General features: G+C 43.6%; 9 protein-coding genes. 6 read left to right on the top strand and 3 right to left on the bottom strand.

The features are described from left to right. Positions 1–9: 9 nt before the first annotated feature. Genes FNH22_RS09210 through FNH22_RS09235 form a run of 6 tightly spaced genes read left to right on the top strand, consistent with a single transcriptional unit; the run spans position 10 to position 11,898 of the window. Entirely contained in the window at positions 10–6,360 is a 6,351-nt protein-coding gene (locus FNH22_RS09210; RefSeq protein ID WP_143398064.1) for a non-ribosomal peptide synthetase, read from the top strand. A gap of 7 nt (positions 6,361–6,367) precedes the next feature. Next, positions 6,368–7,408: a thioesterase domain-containing protein gene (locus tag FNH22_RS09215; RefSeq protein WP_143398065.1), complete on the top strand. Its 1,041-nt coding sequence runs from the start codon at positions 6,368–6,370 to the stop codon at positions 7,406–7,408. Positions 7,409–7,456: 48 nt separating this feature from the next. Then, on the top strand, positions 7,457–8,512 hold the full coding sequence (locus FNH22_RS09220; protein ID WP_143398066.1) for an aldo/keto reductase: 1,056 nt from the start codon (positions 7,457–7,459) through the stop codon (positions 8,510–8,512). A 5-nt stretch (positions 8,513–8,517) separates the two neighbouring features. Beyond that, a complete protein-coding gene (locus FNH22_RS09225) occupies positions 8,518–10,302 on the top strand; it encodes an ABC transporter ATP-binding protein (protein ID WP_143398067.1) in 1,785 nt (594 codons plus the stop codon). Positions 10,303–10,309: 7 nt separating this feature from the next. Next, positions 10,310–11,062, top strand: coding sequence for a thioesterase II family protein (locus tag FNH22_RS09230; protein WP_143398068.1), 753 nt, complete (start codon positions 10,310–10,312; stop codon positions 11,060–11,062). A gap of 11 nt (positions 11,063–11,073) precedes the next feature. Continuing rightward, positions 11,074–11,898 carry a glycosyltransferase family 2 protein gene (locus tag FNH22_RS09235; RefSeq protein ID WP_143398069.1) on the top strand — a complete coding sequence of 275 codons (825 nt, stop codon included), beginning with the start codon at positions 11,074–11,076 and terminating at the stop codon, positions 11,896–11,898. Positions 11,899–12,233: 335 nt separating this feature from the next. Here FNH22_RS09235 and FNH22_RS09240 read toward each other — a convergent pair whose 3' ends face one another. From FNH22_RS09240 to FNH22_RS09250, 3 genes are read right to left on the bottom strand one after another with little or no spacing between them, the layout of a single operon-like run. Further along, a complete protein-coding gene (locus tag FNH22_RS09240) occupies positions 12,234–12,935 on the bottom strand; it encodes a hypothetical protein (protein ID WP_143398070.1) in 702 nt (233 codons plus the stop codon). Then, a complete protein-coding gene (locus tag FNH22_RS09245; RefSeq protein WP_143398071.1) occupies positions 12,907–17,646 on the bottom strand; it encodes an efflux RND transporter permease subunit in 4,740 nt (1,579 codons plus the stop codon). Before FNH22_RS09245 ends, FNH22_RS09240 begins: the two co-directional genes overlap by 29 nt. Then, positions 17,639–20,785, bottom strand: coding sequence for an efflux RND transporter permease subunit (locus tag FNH22_RS09250; RefSeq protein WP_143398072.1), 3,147 nt, complete (start codon positions 20,783–20,785; stop codon positions 17,639–17,641). The genes FNH22_RS09245 and FNH22_RS09250 overlap by 8 nt, the downstream gene beginning before the upstream one ends. Between the last annotated feature and the right edge of the window lie 7 nt (positions 20,786–20,792).

Here is a 20,792-nt window from a genome sequence, read left to right on the forward strand (position 1 = left end):
TGATAGCATATGGAACCGATATCCATTAAAGGTCAAAAATTATATCCGGCTTCTTCTCAGCAGGAGGGGGTATGGTATCATGCCTTTAAAGCCGGAACTGCCTATTGGAACTTTATTGAAATACAATTTTATGAAGGGGAATTGGACTCACCCTTACTGATACGAGCTATTGAGCAGGTCGTGAAGCGGCATTCCGCTTTAAGAACCAACTTCATGATCAAAAATGATCAGTTACATCAGCTTGTACATGGGCAGGTAGACATATCAGGATCTGTTATTTTCAACCGGTACGAAAAGTCAGAAGCCAGGGAGGCAGATCTAAGTGTTGAACGGATCATTCAGGAAGAAGAGAGCTATGAGTTCAACCTGGAAAAAGATAGATTGTTTCGGTTTCGTATACTCGATTTTGATCGTCGTTACTGCTTTATTCTTAATGTAAATCACATTATTACTGATTCTGTTTCTATGCAGATCTTTTGGAAAGAAGTAATTGGGTTTTACAACACATACCACAAAAAGTATCAAAAATTCAACGTCTTACCCGTAGATCAATATAGTTCTTATGCCTGTTCGCAAGCTGAATTCAGAGACTCAAAGGCATTCGGGATACAAAAAGATTATTGGCTCCAAAAACTATCAAACCATCCCCTTGACCTAAGGCTTTCTTTCTACCGCAATCGCTCGGAAATCTCTATACACCATGCTGAAGTAGAAGTGCCTCCGTCATTGGTGAGCGCTATCAGGACATTATCTCTAAGAAAAAGAGTGGTGTATTCTTCCATATTTCAATTGGCTTACTTCATTCTCCTTCACAAATATACCGGACTGAATGAGATGGCCATTGCCAATAGCCTGAGTGGCCGTGGTTTCGGAAAACAGAAACACAACAACACCCTGGGACTATTCGCAAACCGCGTGATCAACACTTTGCATTTACTTCCCACAGACAGCATTTCCAACCTGGTCCAAAAGGTACATCAGGAATTAGTGTCTGATTTTCAACACGCTGATATGGCACTGGAAGAAGTGACCCGTGAAGTCAATAAACAGAAGAAACGTACCATCACTCATCCCTTATCTTTGGCTGTTTTCAACATGATCAAGTCCGGTGCTTCCCTGGATTCATTGGAAGGAATGACCGTATTACCAAAAACCCATAAAAACAATAATGTGGGTGACATAGGTATGGATGTTGGCCTGACCATATTAGAGGGGCTGGGGGTGACCCGTATCAGGCTGGATCTGAAATGTGATACGTTCTTTCGACCGATGGTTTCACTAATATTAGATAATTACCTCATTATTTTAGAACAATGTGTATTTCATCCAGACAAAAACGTTAGCGCTATTCATGCATTAGGTGCTAAAGAAAGTAGTATCATAGACACTTTCAATGAATCAACAGGAATACCTTTTGAAGAGACTACACTTGCGCACCTTTTTGTACAAAAGGCATTGATCAATTCTTCGAAAAAAGCCTTACTATTTAATGGGCAAACCATCACTTACCAGGAGTTACATCTACGCTCAAGCCGGTTGGCTAATTATCTTAAAAATCAGGATGTTGGTAAAGAACGGCTTGTAGCCCTATGCATGGACCGTTCGATAGACTTGATTATAAGCATTCTCGGGATTCTAAAGGCTGGAGCAGCTTATGTGCCAATAGATCCTGATTATCCAGGCTCAAGAATCAGACATATGTTAACGGACACCGGGACAAAAATGGTCATCACCCATAGCCGTACCTGGTCCAAAACAGGTTTAGACCTTAACATTACCACTATTTGTCTGGACAATGACTGGCCTGTCATAAATAAGGAGTCAGTAATATGTTCCGTGCGTGGCATAACACCCTATCATCTGGCATATGTTATTTATACCTCCGGTTCAACAGGCAAACCTAAGGGAGTGATGGTCGAGCATCGAAGTGTTACAAACACCATTTTGTCGCATATTGAAGAATGGCAGGTTAAAAATACTGACCGTATGCTGCAGTTTGCATCACTTTCTTTTGATGCCTCTGTCAATGAAATATTCATCGCGCTATGTAGTGGCATTCCATTGGTATTAATGGATAAGTCAACCATTCTAGATCGGGAAAAATTCATCGATGAGATTCATAAACAGAGCGTTACACTAGCCATATTGACTCCTGCATACCTTAAAATGCTAACGCGTGAATCTGTTGAAAAACTGCGTGTACTTACCACAGCGGGGGAAGTGGCCAACGTGGAACAACTGGCACGTCTGAGTGAAAGGTTGACTTGCTATAACGGCTATGGACCAACAGAATGCTCCGTTTGTGCAAGTATGCATGCCATAAGCCCACAGGATATAAACGGAAAAAGATTACCCATAGGAAAACCTATTCGAAATACATTTATCAGGATATTGGATCAGTATGATAACCAGTTACCGATCGGCGCTATCGGAGAGATCGTCATCGGAGGGAAAGGCGTTGCCAGAGGTTATTGGAAAGATCCGGCGCTCACAGTGGAGCGGTTTGTGAGAACAAAGAATGATCCGGGAGTCAAAGTCTATAAAACAGGTGACATAGGAAGATGGCTGCCGGACGGAACCATAGATTATCTTCACCGAAAAGATGATCAGGTGAAACTTCGTGGATTCAGGATAGATCTTGGCGAAATTGAAAATGCTGTCAGAAACTCGGGATTGGTGAATGATTTCACGGCCTTGTTAAAAAATACACATCAAGAAGAAAAACATATTTTAGGATGTATTACTATTGATAATGAGGATTTTAAATTAAATAATTTAATCTATTACTTAAATAATGAACTGCCGCGGCATCTGATGCCTTCAGCATGGGTTGTGCTAGATGTATTCCCACTGACAACCAGTGGAAAAATAGATAAGAAAAAGCTCCTGACCCTGGAAACAAAGGTCGTCAACTCTGAAGAATATATGCCTCCCAGAAACAGGACCGACCATTTTTTGGCGGCTTTGTGGAAAGAGCTTACCGGTCTTTCACAAATCAGTATTACGGATGATTTCTTTAAAATAGGGGGGCATTCACTGCTTGTAATGAAAATGATGTCTGCTATCCGGAATACATGGCATTGTGAAGTTTCGATAGAAGAAATATTTAACCATTCATCCATCCAAACATTGTCAGATTTGATCGATGCGAGGGAAAAGGTTTCAAAAACGGATGTGGTCAAACGTTCCACTATGGATGTACCTGTGCCCTTATCATACCAGCAGGAAGCGCTGTGGTTTTTAGATCAATTGGGAGGAAGTGCTCATTATCATATTCCCGGTATGTATAAGGTAAATGGGCATTTGAATACAGATGCTCTTTCCAGGGCATGTAAAGCATTGATGCAGCGGCATGAGCCTTTAAGAACAGTTTGCCGGGAAAAAGAAGGGGTCTGTTATCAAGAGGTCAGAGATATGGATGACTGGTCTGTAACACTGCACTCTTGTCATGACCTTTCCGATAATGAGATACGTGAGTTCATATCCGAGCTCTGTGTGGCCCCATTCAAGTTGGAGGAAGATCCACTATTGAAAGTAAGCGTTTTACAATGCTCTACGGAACAGTTTTTGGTCATATCAATTCATCACATTGCATTTGATGGGTGGTCCTGGAAAATATTTACGGAAGAGCTTCAGGTGCTTTATGAGCAACAACTGTCTCCTCCAATTAGCTATGAATTGGCAGCATTACCCATTAAGTACACGGATTATGTGCTCTGGCAAAGAGAGCAGCTAAAAACAGTCTTGAAGGACAAACTGGTGTATTGGAAGAGAAAACTGGCTGGTTCACAACCCTTGAATTTGCCGACAGACCATTCACGTCCTTCCGTTCAAAGCACTCGTGGTGCCACAGTGTATTTTGATCTGGATAAGGCATTATCAGATGACATACGTCATTTTACCCACCACCACGGAGTGACGTTGTACACCACTTTTCTCGCCAGCCTTTCCGTTTTACTCTACAGGTATTCCGGACAGGAAGATTTCTGTATTGGAATGCCCGTAACAGGCAGACACCATGATCAAAACCTCGAACAACTCATTGGGTTTTTCTCGAATACCATTGTTACACGGATCGTCGTAGATGAAACACTTACCTTTTCAAAGTTCCTTCATTACATCAAAAATGAGTTAACGGAGGCTTACGCACATCAAGATGCGCCTTTTGAGAAAGTAGTAGAGGCAGTGAGTGATCAACGGGACATAAGTCATAACCCTCTGTTTCAGGTGATGCTAAACCTGCAGCATACTGCATTATCCGATGAACTAAAACTAGGCGATGCCGCGCTGACCAAAATTGACACAGATGTCTCCACGTCCAAATTTGATCTCAATATTTCAATGATAGATGATGGACGTTCCATTGGGATCAATATAGAGTATTGTAAAGACCTGTTTTTTGAATCTACGGTAAATCGAATGGCCAATGCCTATATCCGGTTACTGGCATCGATCACTACCCATTCTGCCGCCGTACAGACGATCGGTCGATTAAATATGATCTCCGGGAAAGAGAAAGATGTTCTTCTACATGCTGCCGCATCAGGTCCTTTTGACTACCCGAAAGATAAAACCATTGTAGACCTGATCTATCAACACGTACTCAGAACACCTGATCAAATCGCCTTGGTATGTGGAAGTGATAAGATGACGTATAAGCAGCTATGGGCCAGATCAGGTCAGGTCAGTGCTCATCTCATCCATGAGGGAACAGGTGAGCCCGACCTGGTAGCTTTATGCGTTGACCGATCATTGGATATGTTAATTGGAATATTGGGTATCTTAAGGTCCGGAGCAGCATATGTCCCCATTGATCCTGAATATCCGATACAAAGGATCTCATTCATCCTGGCTGATACAGGGGCCAAAATGGTGCTGGTCAATCAACATACCCAGGCATCTATCCAGGAACCTGATCGTGGTAAGCTGGTATTATTAGAGCGGATCAAAGAAATGGAACCAGTACATGACCCTGAGATAAAGCCCTCTCAACTTGCTTATGTGTTATATACTTCCGGTTCCACTGGCGATCCCAAGGGAGTAATGGTAGAACACAGAAATGTGGTTTTACTGCTTTTTGGCTTTCAACATGTGGCTGGTGAACCTGAGAGAGGTGTAGGGTTGTCATTGTGCCCCTATGTTTTTGATGTTTCCGTCTGGGAGTTCTTCATCAATTTGTGTTTTGGTCACACGCTACATTTACCGGAAGGGGCCGAAACAGTTGATCCGGTGGCCATTTCGGAATATGTACTGGACCATGGCATTACTACAGCTTATTTACCACCCACCCTGCTTCAGGACATCATTGACCATATGACTTCCCGAGAAAAACCTTCGATGCTTACACGCCTGCTGGTAGGAGTAATGTCCATACCACAAAAAACACTTCAGGCGTATAAAGACCTTCACCCTGAACTGCATATCATTAATGGCTACGGACCGACCGAATCTACCATATGTGCTACTTTTTATCCATTTACAGCCGCCACTGAATTGGAGAGCGCTACGCCGATCGGAAAAGCTGTGGGAAACAACCGCATTTTTTTACTGGACTCAAACGATCAGCTTGTACCTTTTGGCGCTTACGGCGAACTCTGTATCACAGGAGATGGCGTGAGTCGGGGATATTGGAATAACCCCGTCATGACACGTCAAAAGTTTAAAGCCTGTCCTTTTGACCAAACACGTTCATTAATGTACAAAACAGGCGATCTGGCACGCTGGAAGGAGGACGGGAACCTGGAGTATATAGGGCGACTTGATGATCAATTGAAAATAGGAGGGTACAGGATCGAGCCAGGAGAAATTGAATCAAAATTACTTCAAAGTGGCTGGGTGAAGAAAGCCATTGTATTAGCAACGAGTGACACCCCAAAAAGGCTTACGGGCTATGTGGTATCTGAAGATAATGATCAGGATCAGCGAAAACTGGTTCGGTACTTAAGATCATGCCTTCCCGAATACATGGTGCCGAAACAATGGGTATTTTTACAGGAAATGCCTGTCACACCGAATGGTAAAATTGATAAACGGTTACTGTCTCGTGAAAAGGTCCATAGTACAACCTATGATTACGTCCCTGCCATGAATAGGACACAAGAAAGGATGACGACCATTTGGAAGGAGCTGCTTGAAGTTGAAAAAATAGGGATATACGATGACTTCTTTCTGCTGGGAGGTAATTCAATACTCTCTGTTCAACTGGTAACCCGGCTAAAAGATGCTTTTGAGGTGGCCATTCCTTTAAAAGTGTTATTTCAAATGGCCAACATCGCAGCATTATCAGAATATATTCAGGTGATACGTTCCCATGAAGTACGTGTGAATGACACACCGGATTATGAAGTGATCCGGTTTTGAAAAGCGAATGCGTAAACCATTAACATCCAATGCCCCTGTACAGAAGGCGCTAAACATCATTCGGGAAGTTGAAAAACATGATGCCTCATTTGTTTTGGAGGGAGATAACCTATCAGTAAGGGTATATAATGGGGCGTCACTTCCCGGTGAGTTAATCGGCGAGATCAAAGCGTACAAAAAAGAGATCTCTGACCTCATAAGGGAAAGAGAACAATCAGACTCGGACAAACGGCAGCCGGGCCTGATAAAATTAGGACATAACGAGCACGGGATACCTTGCTTCCTTTTCCCGGGAATGCCGGGGTTAGTCCATCATTATGAACCACTGGGCCATGCACTAAGTACAAAATATCAGCCTTATGGCATTTCATATATTGCGGGAGATAGTCCGGTGCAGCCTCACAAGAACCTGGGTGAAATTGTAGCTCAAGCGTTAGATGAAGTATCCAAAATATGGAAAGATGGTCAGGTAGTATTTATCGGGCATAGTTTCGGGGCTTTGGTGGCATTTGAAACGGTCCGGGCGTTGGAAGGCCGGGGAAAACAGGTGGAACAATTGATCGTATTGGACGCAGCTGTCAATATGCAAAACTTCGGGACCATCAGTGATGAAAAGGTTATAGATGCAATCTCGTTTTTTACAGAGCGTTACCAATTGTCCGGGTTCATTGAAAAAGACTGGAAAAATACACTTAAAGGTCATTTTGGCAGCGTTCCATTAAAAGATGATATTGACAACCTTTGCCGTTTTTTTATTGATCATGTGATTGCAGGGACAAAACAAACTTATTTGTTAAATGTGCTACATGCTTATCTCTATCAAATCCAAATGGTCGGTAAACCTTCAGGTAAGATCAATAGTGATTTGTTAGTAATAAAAGCAGCAAATCAAAAGAACAGGCCGGTTTATGGTGAATGCCTGGGCTGGGAGCTATTCTGTCATCGCAAAGTATCAAGTACTGTCAGCCTTGGGGACCATGAGTCTATGGTACTTCCGCCTCATTCCGAATCTCTTGCTGAAAACATTGTCAGTTATCAGTCTCAATAGATACCTGACACATTCTAAATCAATTATTTACCATAGAAATACTTTATTATGGAATACAGACAAGTGGGTGATAGCCCGTTGAAATTGCCTGCCATTACATTCGGGGCCTGGTCCATAGGGCCCAGAATGATGGGGGGCTGCGATCCTGATACGGCCATATTAGCTTTGAAAACAGCTTTTGATCTGGGAAGTACGGCCGTTGATACAGCAGCCCAATATGGGTTGGGATTTAGCGAAGAAGTAGTGGCTAAAGCTATTCAGGACATGCCACGTGACCAAATTAAACTGTTAACCAAATGTGGAATGGTATGGGAAGGGAACCAGGGTGTACCTTATCTACAAAACGAAGAAATTGAAGGGAAATGCTATAATTTTTTCAAGTATGCAGGTAAGGAAAGCATCATTCGTGAGTGTGAGAACAGTTTAAAGAGGCTAAAGACCGATTACATTGACCATTATTCTCTGCACTGGCCTGATAGTACCACCCCTTTGGAAGAAACCATGGAAGCCTTTGGGTTGCTCAAAGAGCAAGGTAAAATATTAAATGCCGGAGTATGTAATCATACCTATGAAGAAATGCAAGCCAAAGCAGACACCGGAATAATATCGGTGATATCCAATAAAATACGGTATAGCATGCTGAACCGGGAAATTGAGAAAACCTTCATCCCTTATGCACTCAAAGAAAATAAGGGCATCCTGGCCTATTGTATTCTGCAAAGAGGGATACTGTCAGGTGAAAAGGTCCGTAAGTGGTTGTGGAGAATCGGGGAGAACCCGAGAGAAGCTGCGCTGTACGAACCTGAAAATGAAGAAAGAATAAAACACTTTTTTGACACAATTAAACCGATTGCCCACGACCGGAAAGCAACATTATCTCAGCTCAGTATAAAATGGGCCATAGACCAACCTGGCATTACCGTTGCCTTGCTGGGAGCTATTACGCCGGAGCAGGTCAAACACGATATGGGAGCTTTGGACATGCAAATTCCCGATAGCGACTGGCAGATCATCAACGACGGATTAATAAGATTGGAAGAAGAAATGAATTGGGGTGTGGAAGTCAACTGGTCACCCTCGGATCATGAATATTACTTTGGGTAGGCGTCATGAAGTTGCTATTTCAGTACCTTAAGCCTTACACCGGGTTGATCTTCCTGGCCCTCTTTTTTGCTGTGGTGAATAATGCCTTCAATTTTCTCAACCCCTACATCCTGGGCAACAAGCTGATTGACCCGTTTGCCAGTAACGTAGCCTATTTTAAAGACAATGGACTGGAAAATGAGTTTTACAAAGGTGTTTTGACAGGTATGTTGATGATCGCCATCGTTAGTACGGTTTCCTGGATTGCCAAAGGCTATCAACATTTTTACCTGAATGTGATCGTTCAGAAGTTCGGCGCTAATCTTTACGTTGATGTGCAGCAACATACCATGTCATTGCCTTACCAGGATTTTGAAGACCACCAAAGTGGAGAGATCCTGGCTGTATTACAACGGGTGAGGGTAGACTGTGAAAAGTTCATCACCAAGTTCGTTACGGCTGGTATTGAAATACTGATAGGCATTACCATTGTAAGTATCATTGCTTTTCAACTCAGCCCTCTTCTGGTGGTTGTATACCTGTTTGGGATTGTGTTAATGTACCTGTTTACCAGGTTTGTGAGCAGCAAAATAAAAGGTATTCAGAAAACCATTGTAGACAAGACCACGGCACTGGCCGGGGCGGCCACAGAGTCCATCCGGAATATAGAATTGGTAAAAGGGCTTGGGCTTATCCAACAGGAAGTCAATCGATTTAAAGGGATTACATTCAATATCTTAGGAGAGGAGATCAAAAAGCTTAAAAGCATACGACTGATCGGCTTTGGCTATCATGCTTTTGTACATACACTGCAACAAACCATCATTTTCCTGCTCTTACTGTTCGTATTTTACGGTAGGATGACGGTTGGTCAGCTTCTGATGATGCAACTGTACTTTTATTTTATCCTGGGTGCCATGGAAGGGTTAGGAGAGGTAATTATATCCTTTCGTGAAGCACAAGCCTCCCTTTCAAATTTAAGCCAGCTGATGGATAAGCCTGTAGAGATCCAGCCTGAAAAGCCTGAGAGAATAGACTCCATTTCGGGCCTGCGGTTTGAACACGTCAATTTCCAACACAGGTCTGCCAGACAGCTAACGCTCAAAAATATAGATTTTGAAGCATCCACCGGAGAAACGATTGCATTCGTAGGGCCTTCAGGATCAGGAAAGACCACTCTGGTAAAGCTACTGATCGGGCTTTATACACCAAGCCATGGCAAGGTCTTAATAAATGGCTATGATAGCGTGGATATAAATACCAATGAACTTCGTTGTCAGATAGGTTTGGTTACCCAGGATACACAACTTTTTTCCGGTACGATCAAAGAAAACCTGTTATTTGTAAGCCCGGAAGCCACTGACGAAATGTTACTGGAGGCTTTGGAAAAAGCAGCCTGCAACGAATTGCTAAAGCGGGCAAAGTGTGGTTTGGACACCCGAATAGGAGAGGGAGGACTCAAATTATCAGGTGGAGAAAGGCAACGGCTTTCCATTGCCAGATCACTACTGCGAAAAACCAGTTTATTGATATTTGACGAGGCGACTTCTTCGCTTGATTCCATAACCGAAGAGGGTATAACGCATACTATTCGTCGTGTTACAGCCAGTAAAGAATTCATTACACTGCTTATCGCGCACCGGCTTTCCACCGTCATGTTTGCCGACCGTATCTATGTGCTTGAAAAAGGAGAGGTAATCGAAGCTGGTAATCACCACGAACTGATCCGTCAAAAAGGGTTATACTTTGCCATGTGGCGTCAACAGATCGGTGAGGTTAAAGAGCAGGAAATGAACTTGACGACCTCTTAAAATTACTATGTCTAAGACCACTTTGTTTTTACTGCCATATGCCGGTGGGGGTAGCCGGTCATACCATTGCTTTGAAAAATATTCAACTCATACTGACCTGGTACTTCACTCATTGACCTTACCAGGACGCGAGTCCCGGTTCGATGAGTCACCCTTATCCTGTCTGGAGGACATGGTTGAAGACTTGTTTCTCCAGATGGCAAAAGTACTTCCATCCACCTATGCACTCTACGGGCATAGTATGGGCGCGCTTTTGAGTTATCTGCTGGCAAGAAAGATTTATGACGAAAAATGGCCCCCTCCGCAACATTTATTCGTCTCAGGAAGGCAGGCACCCTCTGTGCCCCACCATAATTCAACGTTACACAGGCTACCCGGTAATGAGTTCAGAAAGCAGTTGATGCATTATGGCGGGTTACCGTCATCCGTTATTGGCAATCCAAAGCTGCTGGCACTTTTTGAGCCGTATATCCGGGCAGATTTCAAAGCGGTAGAGACTTATCATCACTCTGAGTCAGTGCCTCTGGATCTGCCGATATCAGTATTTTTAGGACGTTCGGATGTCGTATCTTTTACCGATGGCATGTTATGGGACATAGAAACCAATGCCACATTCGACATTCAATACATGCCAGGCAAACACTTCTTTATTTTCCATAACACTGAAGCCCTGATCAATTTTTTCAGCCTGAAGTTCCAACTCTCCGGGTATGAGTCACAGGCCATTAAAAACCCCCAAACCAATATATCACCCGTTTAAATAGTAAGACCATGTTCGATAAAAAAGACCCCCTGATTTCTTGTTTATGCGTTACGGACCATCGTGTTCATTACCTTCAAAGAGCTGTGACCTGCTTTCACGGTCAGAGCTACCTCAATCGTGAAATGGTGATCATTTGCAAAGAAAATGATCAGGCCACGATACACTACATAGAGACTTTCAACGACCCGACACTGAGGCTTGTCAAAGTGTCAGCCACTCATTCTTTTACACTGGGAGAGCTTAGGAATATATCCATTGAAAATGCCAGAGGCAAATATTTTTGCCAATGGGACGACGATGACTGGTATCACCGCGATCGTTTAAAGACCCAGTTTGAAGCTACGGAAGGCAATCTCCACCCTTCTTCCATGCTCACCAATTTGATCATATATGATATCCCTGAAGAGCAGGCTTATTTTTCTAATTTCAGACTTTGGGAAAACAGTGTCTTCGGGCTGCGGTCTCTCTATCAACAGGTGCGTTACGAGTCACTCAATATATCCGAAGACCATGAATTTATGAACCGGTTACTGATCACCAGCAGAGTCTACCCCACCATTGCCAGCAACCTGTACATTTACGTATGTCACGGACGAAATACATGCAATAAAGAGCATTTTGATATGTTATTCGGAAACTCCCAGCCCTTTTCATCCCGCATGTCCCAATTGATCGGGAATATCCTTCATAGTCATTATTCACACGGTCAGGCCAGTGACTTGTTGAATTCGAACGATTTTAAACAAGAGATTAACTATTTCTATGCAAGGGGTCAAATGTTACTGGAGGAAAAAAATAAAAACCCTATCGATGAGTTGCTAAAAGGTTTATGAAATAAGTTGAAGTCGTGTGAAGAAATAAACATAGATGCTGGGACCTACTAGTCCTACCTTGTCACATTTATTTTTTTATTAATCAATTATTTAACTATGAAAGTCAGCTTTCGGTAATATTGAGTCGTGCGTATTGTTTGGCGGGGAAACACTGTCTGTAGGTGCGAAGCACCCAATACCCTTCGGAAAGAAAACAAATTTCACCGCTAGCCAGTAACCTACTCACGACTTAAGACTCACGACTTCATACTATTATCTGGTTATCAGTCACTTAAATCTGACAAGGTAGTACTAGCGCAAAGAAGGGGAAGGAAAGGTGAATGACAAGGCCTTGTTTAAACGAACCTCTCCCTAAACTGCAAATTAAACATACCATACAGCAGGCAAAGCAGCGTAGCTACAACGAGGTATACCCGATTTTTGAAGATAACCGTTAGCCAGATGAATTCACTCATGCCCCGCGGTTCGCTAAAAGGATTGAGGAAAACATTGTATTGGCTGTATTCTAAAGGCTCTGCAAATACAAAAAAGAGAAATGCTACAATGACGACAACGATAGCCGTGCCATTGCCATTCCTGATCAGCGTAGAGACCATAAAGGCCAGAGCAGAAAGAAAGGTGATGGGAAAGAGTACCTGACCGAGTATGGGTAAGATGCTAAAGCGATAGAGGGTAAGATTAGCCACATGCCCTAACACATAAAGAATAACAAAAGCTACCCCTATGGTCAATACAAACCGGACGAGCCATACTTTATAGCGGTAATTAGGGATCCCAAAAATAGTTTCCAGCATCTTAGAGTCATCATCATTCTGAATACCATAGGCCATTGGGTAGAAAATCAACAAGAGACCGGGAAAGACCAGGAACCCATAGATCACAGCCTCATTGAAATTGGGATCTTCGAAAATAGTAATGGTAATGATGACCGCGAAGAATAGAAATGCCGCTAATACGAAGTAAACGAACTTATTCGCAAATATCACCTTTACATTGTATGTGATAAGTCTATACAGTAGCAGCAGATAACTTTTCATGTCCTTTTTTACTTTTACTTTTCATCAGCCATAGATAAGCATCTTCCAGATTTGCTCTTACCTGTACGGCATCTTCTCTCGGTTTCGAGGCAGACAAACACTTCACTCTGATCTCCTGGCCTTCACGCATATGATGAACAATGACATAGTCGTCTTTCACGTGTTCAAATTCATCCTGTAATACATTAAATTCCCACACCTTATCCCTGGCCAGCTCAGCCATAGAGGTGGGGCTTCCCATATATTCTATACTACCGGAGATCAATACCGCCAGGTTATTACAACTACTGGCAATGTCCTCTATGATATGTGTGGAGAATACCACGATACGTTCACGGCTCAGCTCTACCAGCAGGTTTCTGAACCTGATGCGTTCCAGGGGGTCAAGCCCTGCAGTAGGTTCATCCACCACGAGTATTTTAGGTAAGTGAAGAAGGATCTGTGCGATACCAATACGCTGTTTCATACCGCCGGAAAACGAACCTATCTTCTTGTGCTGGTGCTCATCCATATGGACCGCCTCTAATACATACTGCACCCGGGCTTCTCTTTTCTCTTTGTTCGTGATCTTTCTTAAAATGGCCTGGTAATCCAGGAATTGATATGGGGTCATGTTTTCGTACGTGCCAAAAGCTTGCGGCAAATAACCGATTAATCCCTGTAATTCCTCTCTATGCGATGTGGTGTCATATCCATTGATCCATATCTTGCCATAACTCTGGTCCATAATACCGCACAATATTCGCATCAACGTAGTTTTACCGGCACCGTTAGGTCCGAGTAATCCGAACATGCCCTGTTCAATCGTTAAATTCACACCTTTGAGCGCTTTGAACTGTCCCTTTTTAGGGTTTAAAAACGGAATGGCCAGCAAGAGTTTATAGTATAACCGTCTGATCTTCTTAAACCTTCCTTGTATCTGTTGTATATCAACAGGTTTTTCAGCCAATCTTCGTGCAACATGGACAAGGAATAACCCTATGAACCATAACACTATCAGGAATAAGCCTATTCCTTTAGCGTTGACATCGGCGTAAAGGTAGGTGGCGCTGATCAATGGAAATCCCCAAAACAGGAGCGAGTAGGCAAATTGTAAAAGTTTATATCTTCTATTATTAGCCAAATGCATTACCTCATGATACATGGACAGTAGTAGAGCATGCAGTCCGGTCATAAAGAGCAACTGCCAGAATGCTTTGTCCAAAAAGAAGTAAACGAAGTAAATGAGAAAGCCAATTAACGCTCCTTGCCAGATAAGGTTTTGAAGTATTGATCGCACAGATACCGTAACCTCACCACGGGTTTCAAACAGGTGCTTGTTACCTTTCCACTCCCTGATCCACCTTCGGTCCCGGCCGTATACTTTGGTCAGGTGCTGTATACGGATGCTCATTTTTTCATCCTGACCTATTATTTTTGCATTGGCTTGTTTCAGCGAGGTCATAATAAAATGTGTTCCGCCCGGAATGAGAATGATAGCTGCAAGGAACCAGATCAATTGCCAAAGCATACCTTCGACTTCGAGATAGATAAACAGGCCGGTAGATACCATGAGTAAGATCTGTATGATCTTAATGACTGGTTTTAATTTTCTGAACCAATCCAGCACACTTTCCAGTCCTGCACTCATGGTCGGGATATAGACCAGGGTGAGTATGGTGGCAAATGCCAGTCCACCCATTACGGTCACGGCAAAAGGCTGCCCGATGCTGGTAACATATTCTGCTTCTCCCAGTGCCAAAGGGAGCATGGCCACCATCGTAGTAATAGAGGTGATCAGTATGGGTCTGATCCTGGAGATACCACTCATGATCAACGCACGGTATTTGTCATAGCCTCTTCTTCTGAGTATACGGGAATAGTCGATAAGGATAATACCATTGTTCACCACCACTCCGAGTAAGATCAGGAAGCCAATCAACGTATTGGCATTCATAAGTGAGTTACCGGTAAACGTAAGCCCGAGGAATGCACCGATGCCGGCCAGGGGAATAGAGAACATGATAACAATGGGAAGATAGAGCGATTCGAATACAGCTGCGAGAATCATAAAGATGATCACCACAGCAGCAAAGATCAGGAAGTAGAATTCGTCAAACAGGCCTTCGTCATGAATGACATCCACCAGGACGCCCGAGGGTATATTCACACTGCTTACCAGTTGATCGATCTCTACTCTTGAAGCTTCCAGCAAGGATTCGGAATTGATTACTTCTTCTATAAAATGGTAGGTAATTTCTATCCGCTTTTCCTGGTTTAACCGGGTAATAGCGCTTTCACCAGTCGAATAGATTACAGCGCCGATGTCTGAAAGTTCATGTATGGCGCCGGTGCTACTGGTAATTGTCATGGCCCTCAGGTCTTTCATGCCTTTGGCTACCAGGTCTTCCTGGTTTTGTGTTCTTATGGTTATTTCATATTCTTCATCACCACTCAGAAAATTAGCGCCGGAGGCGAAGGAAGGTTGAAAATCATTGAGGCCGGTCATTACATTTTGCTGGGTAATGCCGTTTTCACTCATACGCATCTGATCGAATAAAATATGGGCTTCCGGTCTTTCAGGGCTTATATTGACGGAACTGTGACGAATAGATTGAAGGCTGTTAACAAAGGTATTGATATCATTGGCAATGGTTTGCATCAGTTCAAAATCACGTCCCTTGATGACGATACGTTCAGAGGCAGTTCCGATACCCAACAGGCGTTCAAAATCATCAGATGGTGAGGGACCGCCGCTACCCCGGCTACTACCGGCGGATTGTTGTCGTGGGTCAAGTGAAATGTCAAGGCCCTCATAACCACGGGCAATACGGCTGAGACTGTTTTTTACCTCTATTATTGAAAGGGTATCAAGATCATCAAAGTCTTCAATCAATTGCACTGTGATCACTCCATCACCTTCGGAAACCTGACTGATCACTTTGTCGACAACAGGCATGGTCATTACCTCCTCTTCGATCTTCTTCATTTTTAAGTCAGTGGAGGCTAAAGTCGCTCCCTGTGGCATTGTGACGAATAGGTTTATTTCTTTAGTTTCTACTTCGTTGAGACTGGCCACACTCACCAGGAAACTCAGTCCGATGGTAAGAAAGAAAAACACCAATCCTCCGATAATGGTAAAAGCAGGTTTTCTAAAACATGATTTGAGTACGACCATATAAACCTGGATGATGCGTTGTCTTATGGAAGCATTCTTGATCAATGGCCCTTTTTTCCGGTCATCTTTACCAATGGCCGTGTGTGCCAGCATAGGGATCAATACCAGTGCTACCACCAGGGAAACTAACAGTGTGGAAATGATGGACACGCCAATATGTGTGCCGATCATGGTAATCAGGAAATTAGACGAAAAGATAAACGGGAGAAATACCGTAACCGTAGTAAGGGTAGCGGCTACCACCGATCGAATTACTTCCCGGGTACCCTCTACCACGGCATCTTCCGCCGGCCTTCTATTCACTACATGGCGATAGATGTTTTCGATCACCACAACACTATTATCCAACAACATGCCAAGGGCAAGGGCCATGCCTATCAGTGTGAGGCTATTCACCGAAATGTCATAGGCATAGAAAAAATTGAAAGCCGTATAGATAGAAATAGGAATAGCCAGGGCAATGCTCAGTATAAATTTCAATCTCCTGAGGAAGATCCACAAAACAAATATGGCCAGCAGGCCACCTGTTAAAGCCAGGTTTTTGATCTGATCGATATTCTTCGTCATCATATCGGCCTGGTTACTTTGTACCACTATTTGTACATCGAGAGGTTCCAGGTCGCTGTTAATATCATTTACGGCCTTCAACGTTCGGTCTGATAAGTCGATCAAATTAGCCTGATTATCTTTTGACAACCGGATGGAGACAGCGTCTTTTCCGTTTACTCTGCTCAAAGAGGTTTGTTCTTTTACGCCAAAGAACACATCGGCCACATCGCTAAGCAGGAGGGGGCCTTTTTCTGAAACCACCAGGCTTTGGATATTCTTAATGTCTTTTAACTCCGCGGTGACATTTACAAATACATTTTGACTATTGTGTTTGACCTGACCTACAAATGCACTTTTATTCGAGTTTTGGGAAAGCACGTTACGGATGGTGTTAGGCGTAATATTGTGAGCTTCACATACGGCCTCATCCATGATGATCTCCACGGTTTTTTGCCTCCCTCCAAAAACTTCGACCCCACCAATGCCATCCAAATTACTCAACCGGTCTGTAATGTATTGATCGGTGGCATTCCGCACGCGGTCTATACCACCACCCCCCAGTACCTGCAGGTCCATGAAGGTATTGGTGAACTGCTCCGTATCTATTTTGATAATATTTACCATGAATTCGGGCATGAGGTCCGCTTTGATGCTGCCTACCTTTTGTTCTAACTTGAGATAAGCATATTTGATGTTGGTCCCTTGTTCAAAAGAAATGAATATCATTCCCTGGCGGCTGTTGGCATTGGCATTGATCTCCTCAACACCTTCCAGTGTACTGATCACACCCTCAAGCGGTATGATCGCCTGATTTTCCATATGCCTGGGATCTACTTCTGAAGAAGCATTGACCTGTACGATCAGGATGGGAAGTTCAACATTCGGAAATAACTCCACAGGTAGTTTGGTATAGGAAATATATCCCATCACCGAAAAACCTATAAAGAGCATCGATACGAGGACTTTTCTCCGGAGGATAGTATGTAGCAACCCTTTCTTATGCATGGGAGGTTCTCATAATTCTACGTTTCAGGCTGACTATCTTCTCTAACAGGTGCTCTATGGTTTCATAAAAGCATGGAATAACGATTAAGGTTAAAAGGGTTGAAGTCATCAATCCTCCAATCACGGCAATGGCCATAGGAGCGCGTAACGAAGCGCTTTCTCCAAACCCAAAGGTCAGAGGCAACAGTGCCAGTATGGTGGTAAGGCTTGTCATAATGATAGGTCTGAATCTCCTCTGACCTGCATCTAGTATGGCTTCTCTTAATGCCAGACCTGCCTGCTTGTTTTTATTGATGCTGTCCACCAGTATGATGGAGTCGTTGACTGCTATTCCAGTGAGCATAATGATACCTATAAAGGCCATCATGTTTAAAGGCATACCCAGGATAAAGAAGGAGAGGAGCGCCCCTACACCTGCCAATGGGATGGTTAACAGTATGGTGAACGGGTGCAGCAACGATTCAAACTGGGAGGCCAATACCATGTAGACAAGCAAAACAGAAAGGATGAGAGAGAAGGTGAGATTCTTCATTGATTCCTTTCTTTTCAACTCTTGTCCGGCTACCGCTATTTTATATTGCGGTGGCAGAGACAAGTGAGAGAATTCGCTCTGGATAGATCTTACAATTTTGTCATAGGGCCGGTCCTGGTTTACCCGGGCGCCTACGGACACAATTCTCGACTGGTTTTTTCGATGGATTGAATTTGCTGCGTACTGAGTACTGATGCTGGCGATTTCTCCCAGTCGTAGTTCCTGTTGCGCACTTTTGATCTTCATATTCTCTAATCCCGTAAGAGATATTTCAGGGATCCTGATCCGGATATCCTGCATCTCGCCACCACGTTCTATCGAGCCCGCTGACTTACCTTCCAGTTGGTCTTTGATCTGGGTGATGACATTTTCAATGGACAGGTTGAACAACCCGGCCCTGTATTTGTCTACATCCACCTGTACCTGAGGCACGCCTTGCTCCAAACTTGACACAGGTTCGTAAACATCGTTGTTTTCCAACATGATGGACATAACGGAATCAGTAATGGGTCTTAATGTTTTAAATTCAGAACCGGTGACCTCAATGATCAGCGGCATTTGATCATCACCCAACACTGTGTTCAAAGCGCTTTCATCATTGGAAAAAGTTGCTTCAATGCCAGGAATATCCTCAAAATACTCAGAGAGCTTTGCCGTGATCATCGCAATCTCAAGTTCTGCGCCTTCTTTGAAGATGAGTTTGAGACTGGCTTTATTTTCTTCATATATGTTTTCATTTTCAATACCTGACTGACTTTGCTCCGGACCAATATGTGAGTAAACTTTTTCAAGCTGTTCTGAAAACATTTCCAATAACTGGCCTTCTATCTGACCTACGGTGGAAGAGGTCCTGGACAGTGGTGTACCATTGGTCAGGCTGAGGTCTACCGAAATCGCCCGGGTACCTGACTGAGGCATATATTCACTTCCAATGATCCCTACCAACCTGAATGCACCGATGACCATGATCAGAGAAGCGACGATGAAGACGATTCGATACTTCAATGCACGATCCAGCCAGTTCCTGTATCCTTTGAATTTGAGTGACTTCACCTCTCGTTGGGTGGTGTCTTTCTTAAAGAACCGTACAAATAGCATGGGAATGACCAATATGGCTACGACAAGTGACGATATCAATGAAAAGGCCACCGTCCAGGCCTGGTCACGGAAGAGCTCCCCTGAAGGGCCTTGTAGGTAAACGATAGGAAGGAAAACGATGATCGTGGTTAGGGTTGAAGCTGTAATGGCTCCGCTTACCTCACTCGTCCCTTTTATGGCTGCATCGACTACGCTAAGGCCTTCTTCCCGCTTTCTGAAAATGCTCTCTACCACTACAATGGCATTGTCTACCAGCATACCGGCCCCTAATGCCAGCCCTCCAAGCGTCATGACATTGAGTGTAAGGCCGTTGAAGTACATAAGATTGAAGGTGGCTATGATAGATACCGGTATGGCAATACTTATGATAAGTGTTGATCCCATTCTTCGCAGAAACAGGAACAGTACCATCATGGCGAATAGTGCACCATAAAATCCTGATTCTTTCACTTCATCTATAGCCCCCTGGATGAACCTCCCCTGGTTCTGAATGACCACAAATTCATAACCGGGCACGGAGGTCTTCAGTCCTTCCAGCACTTCAGTAAGTTCATTGACCGCATTGACCGTATTGTACTTAGTCTCTTTATAAATGGATAATCCCAGACTTCTTCGTTGGTTGACTCTTACAATACTACCGGCTTCTTTATCCGTTATTTTTACACGGGCCACCTCGCGTAGCAATACAGGTACCTGTCCGGATGCCTGACCCTGGTCTTGTGGTGTCCCTTTTGCATCGGTGCCGGTTGAAGTATTTTGTTGCGAAGTATAGCCTACGACGAGGTTTTCGAGGTCTTCCGGGTTTTCAATGATCCCCAGGCCTTTGATAACGTATTTTTTTCCCAACTCTTCTATAAACCCACCGGAAACGTTTCGATTATAATTTTCAATCTTGATGACAAGGTCATTTACTGTAAGACCATAAGAAGCCAGTACATTTGGGTCGGTTTCCAGTACTACCTCTTTCTCTTGTTCTCCGGACAGTCGTACTTCTGCGATTCCGGGCAAACGAATGAGCTCATTTCTGAAATTGGTCTCAGCCACTTTTCTCAAGGCGTCAAAATCACCTGAGACCGGGTGATAGATGCCCAATATCATAATAGGAGTGGCGTTGGGGTCGAACTGTGAAATGACAAACTCATCCACCTCATCATTCAAAGAAAACCCGGACAAAGCCTTCTGCAAATCCAGGAATGCTTCATCCATATCCTTACCCCAGTCATAACGTACAGTAACTCTACCGTAACCGGTCTGACTGATGGAGCTTACTTCTACAGCACCGTTTTGCCGGATAGCAACTGATTCGATTGATTCAACGAATTGTTTTTCCACCTCAGACGGAGGCCTGATGCCTGCTTTCAATTCTACGAACAGGGTAGGGTTCTTCAGGTCAGGGAATAGTTCTATCCCCAATTTGTCAAAAGAAATTGAGCCTAACAGTAAGACGGCCAGAACCATCATCAATATCGAAATGGGGTAGGAAACCGCCAGCGAAACTATCTTTTTCACATTGATT

This window comes from Fulvivirga sp. M361 (genome assembly GCF_007097395.1).
Lineage (GTDB): Bacteria > Bacteroidota > Bacteroidia > Cytophagales > Cyclobacteriaceae > Fulvivirga.

Excerpts from the sequence above, each read along its gene's own strand:
- FNH22_RS09230 (WP_143398068.1), top strand. The coding sequence starts at position 10,310 with ATGTCTAAGACCACTTTGTTTTTACTGCCATATGCCGGTGGGGGTAGC.
- FNH22_RS09225 (WP_143398067.1), top strand. The coding sequence starts at position 8,518 with ATGAAGTTGCTATTTCAGTACCTTAAGCCTTACACCGGGTTGATCTTC.
- FNH22_RS09235 (WP_143398069.1), top strand. The coding sequence starts at position 11,074 with ATGTTCGATAAAAAAGACCCCCTGATTTCTTGTTTATGCGTTACGGAC.
- FNH22_RS09240 (WP_143398070.1), bottom strand. The coding sequence starts at position 12,935 with ATGAAAAGTTATCTGCTGCTACTGTATAGACTTATCACATACAATGTA.
- FNH22_RS09220 (WP_143398066.1), top strand. The coding sequence starts at position 7,457 with ATGGAATACAGACAAGTGGGTGATAGCCCGTTGAAATTGCCTGCCATT.
- FNH22_RS09215 (WP_143398065.1), top strand. The coding sequence starts at position 6,368 with ATGCGTAAACCATTAACATCCAATGCCCCTGTACAGAAGGCGCTAAAC.
- FNH22_RS09245 (WP_143398071.1), bottom strand. The coding sequence starts at position 17,646 with ATGCATAAGAAAGGGTTGCTACATACTATCCTCCGGAGAAAAGTCCTC.
- FNH22_RS09210 (WP_143398064.1), top strand. The coding sequence starts at position 10 with ATGGAACCGATATCCATTAAAGGTCAAAAATTATATCCGGCTTCTTCT.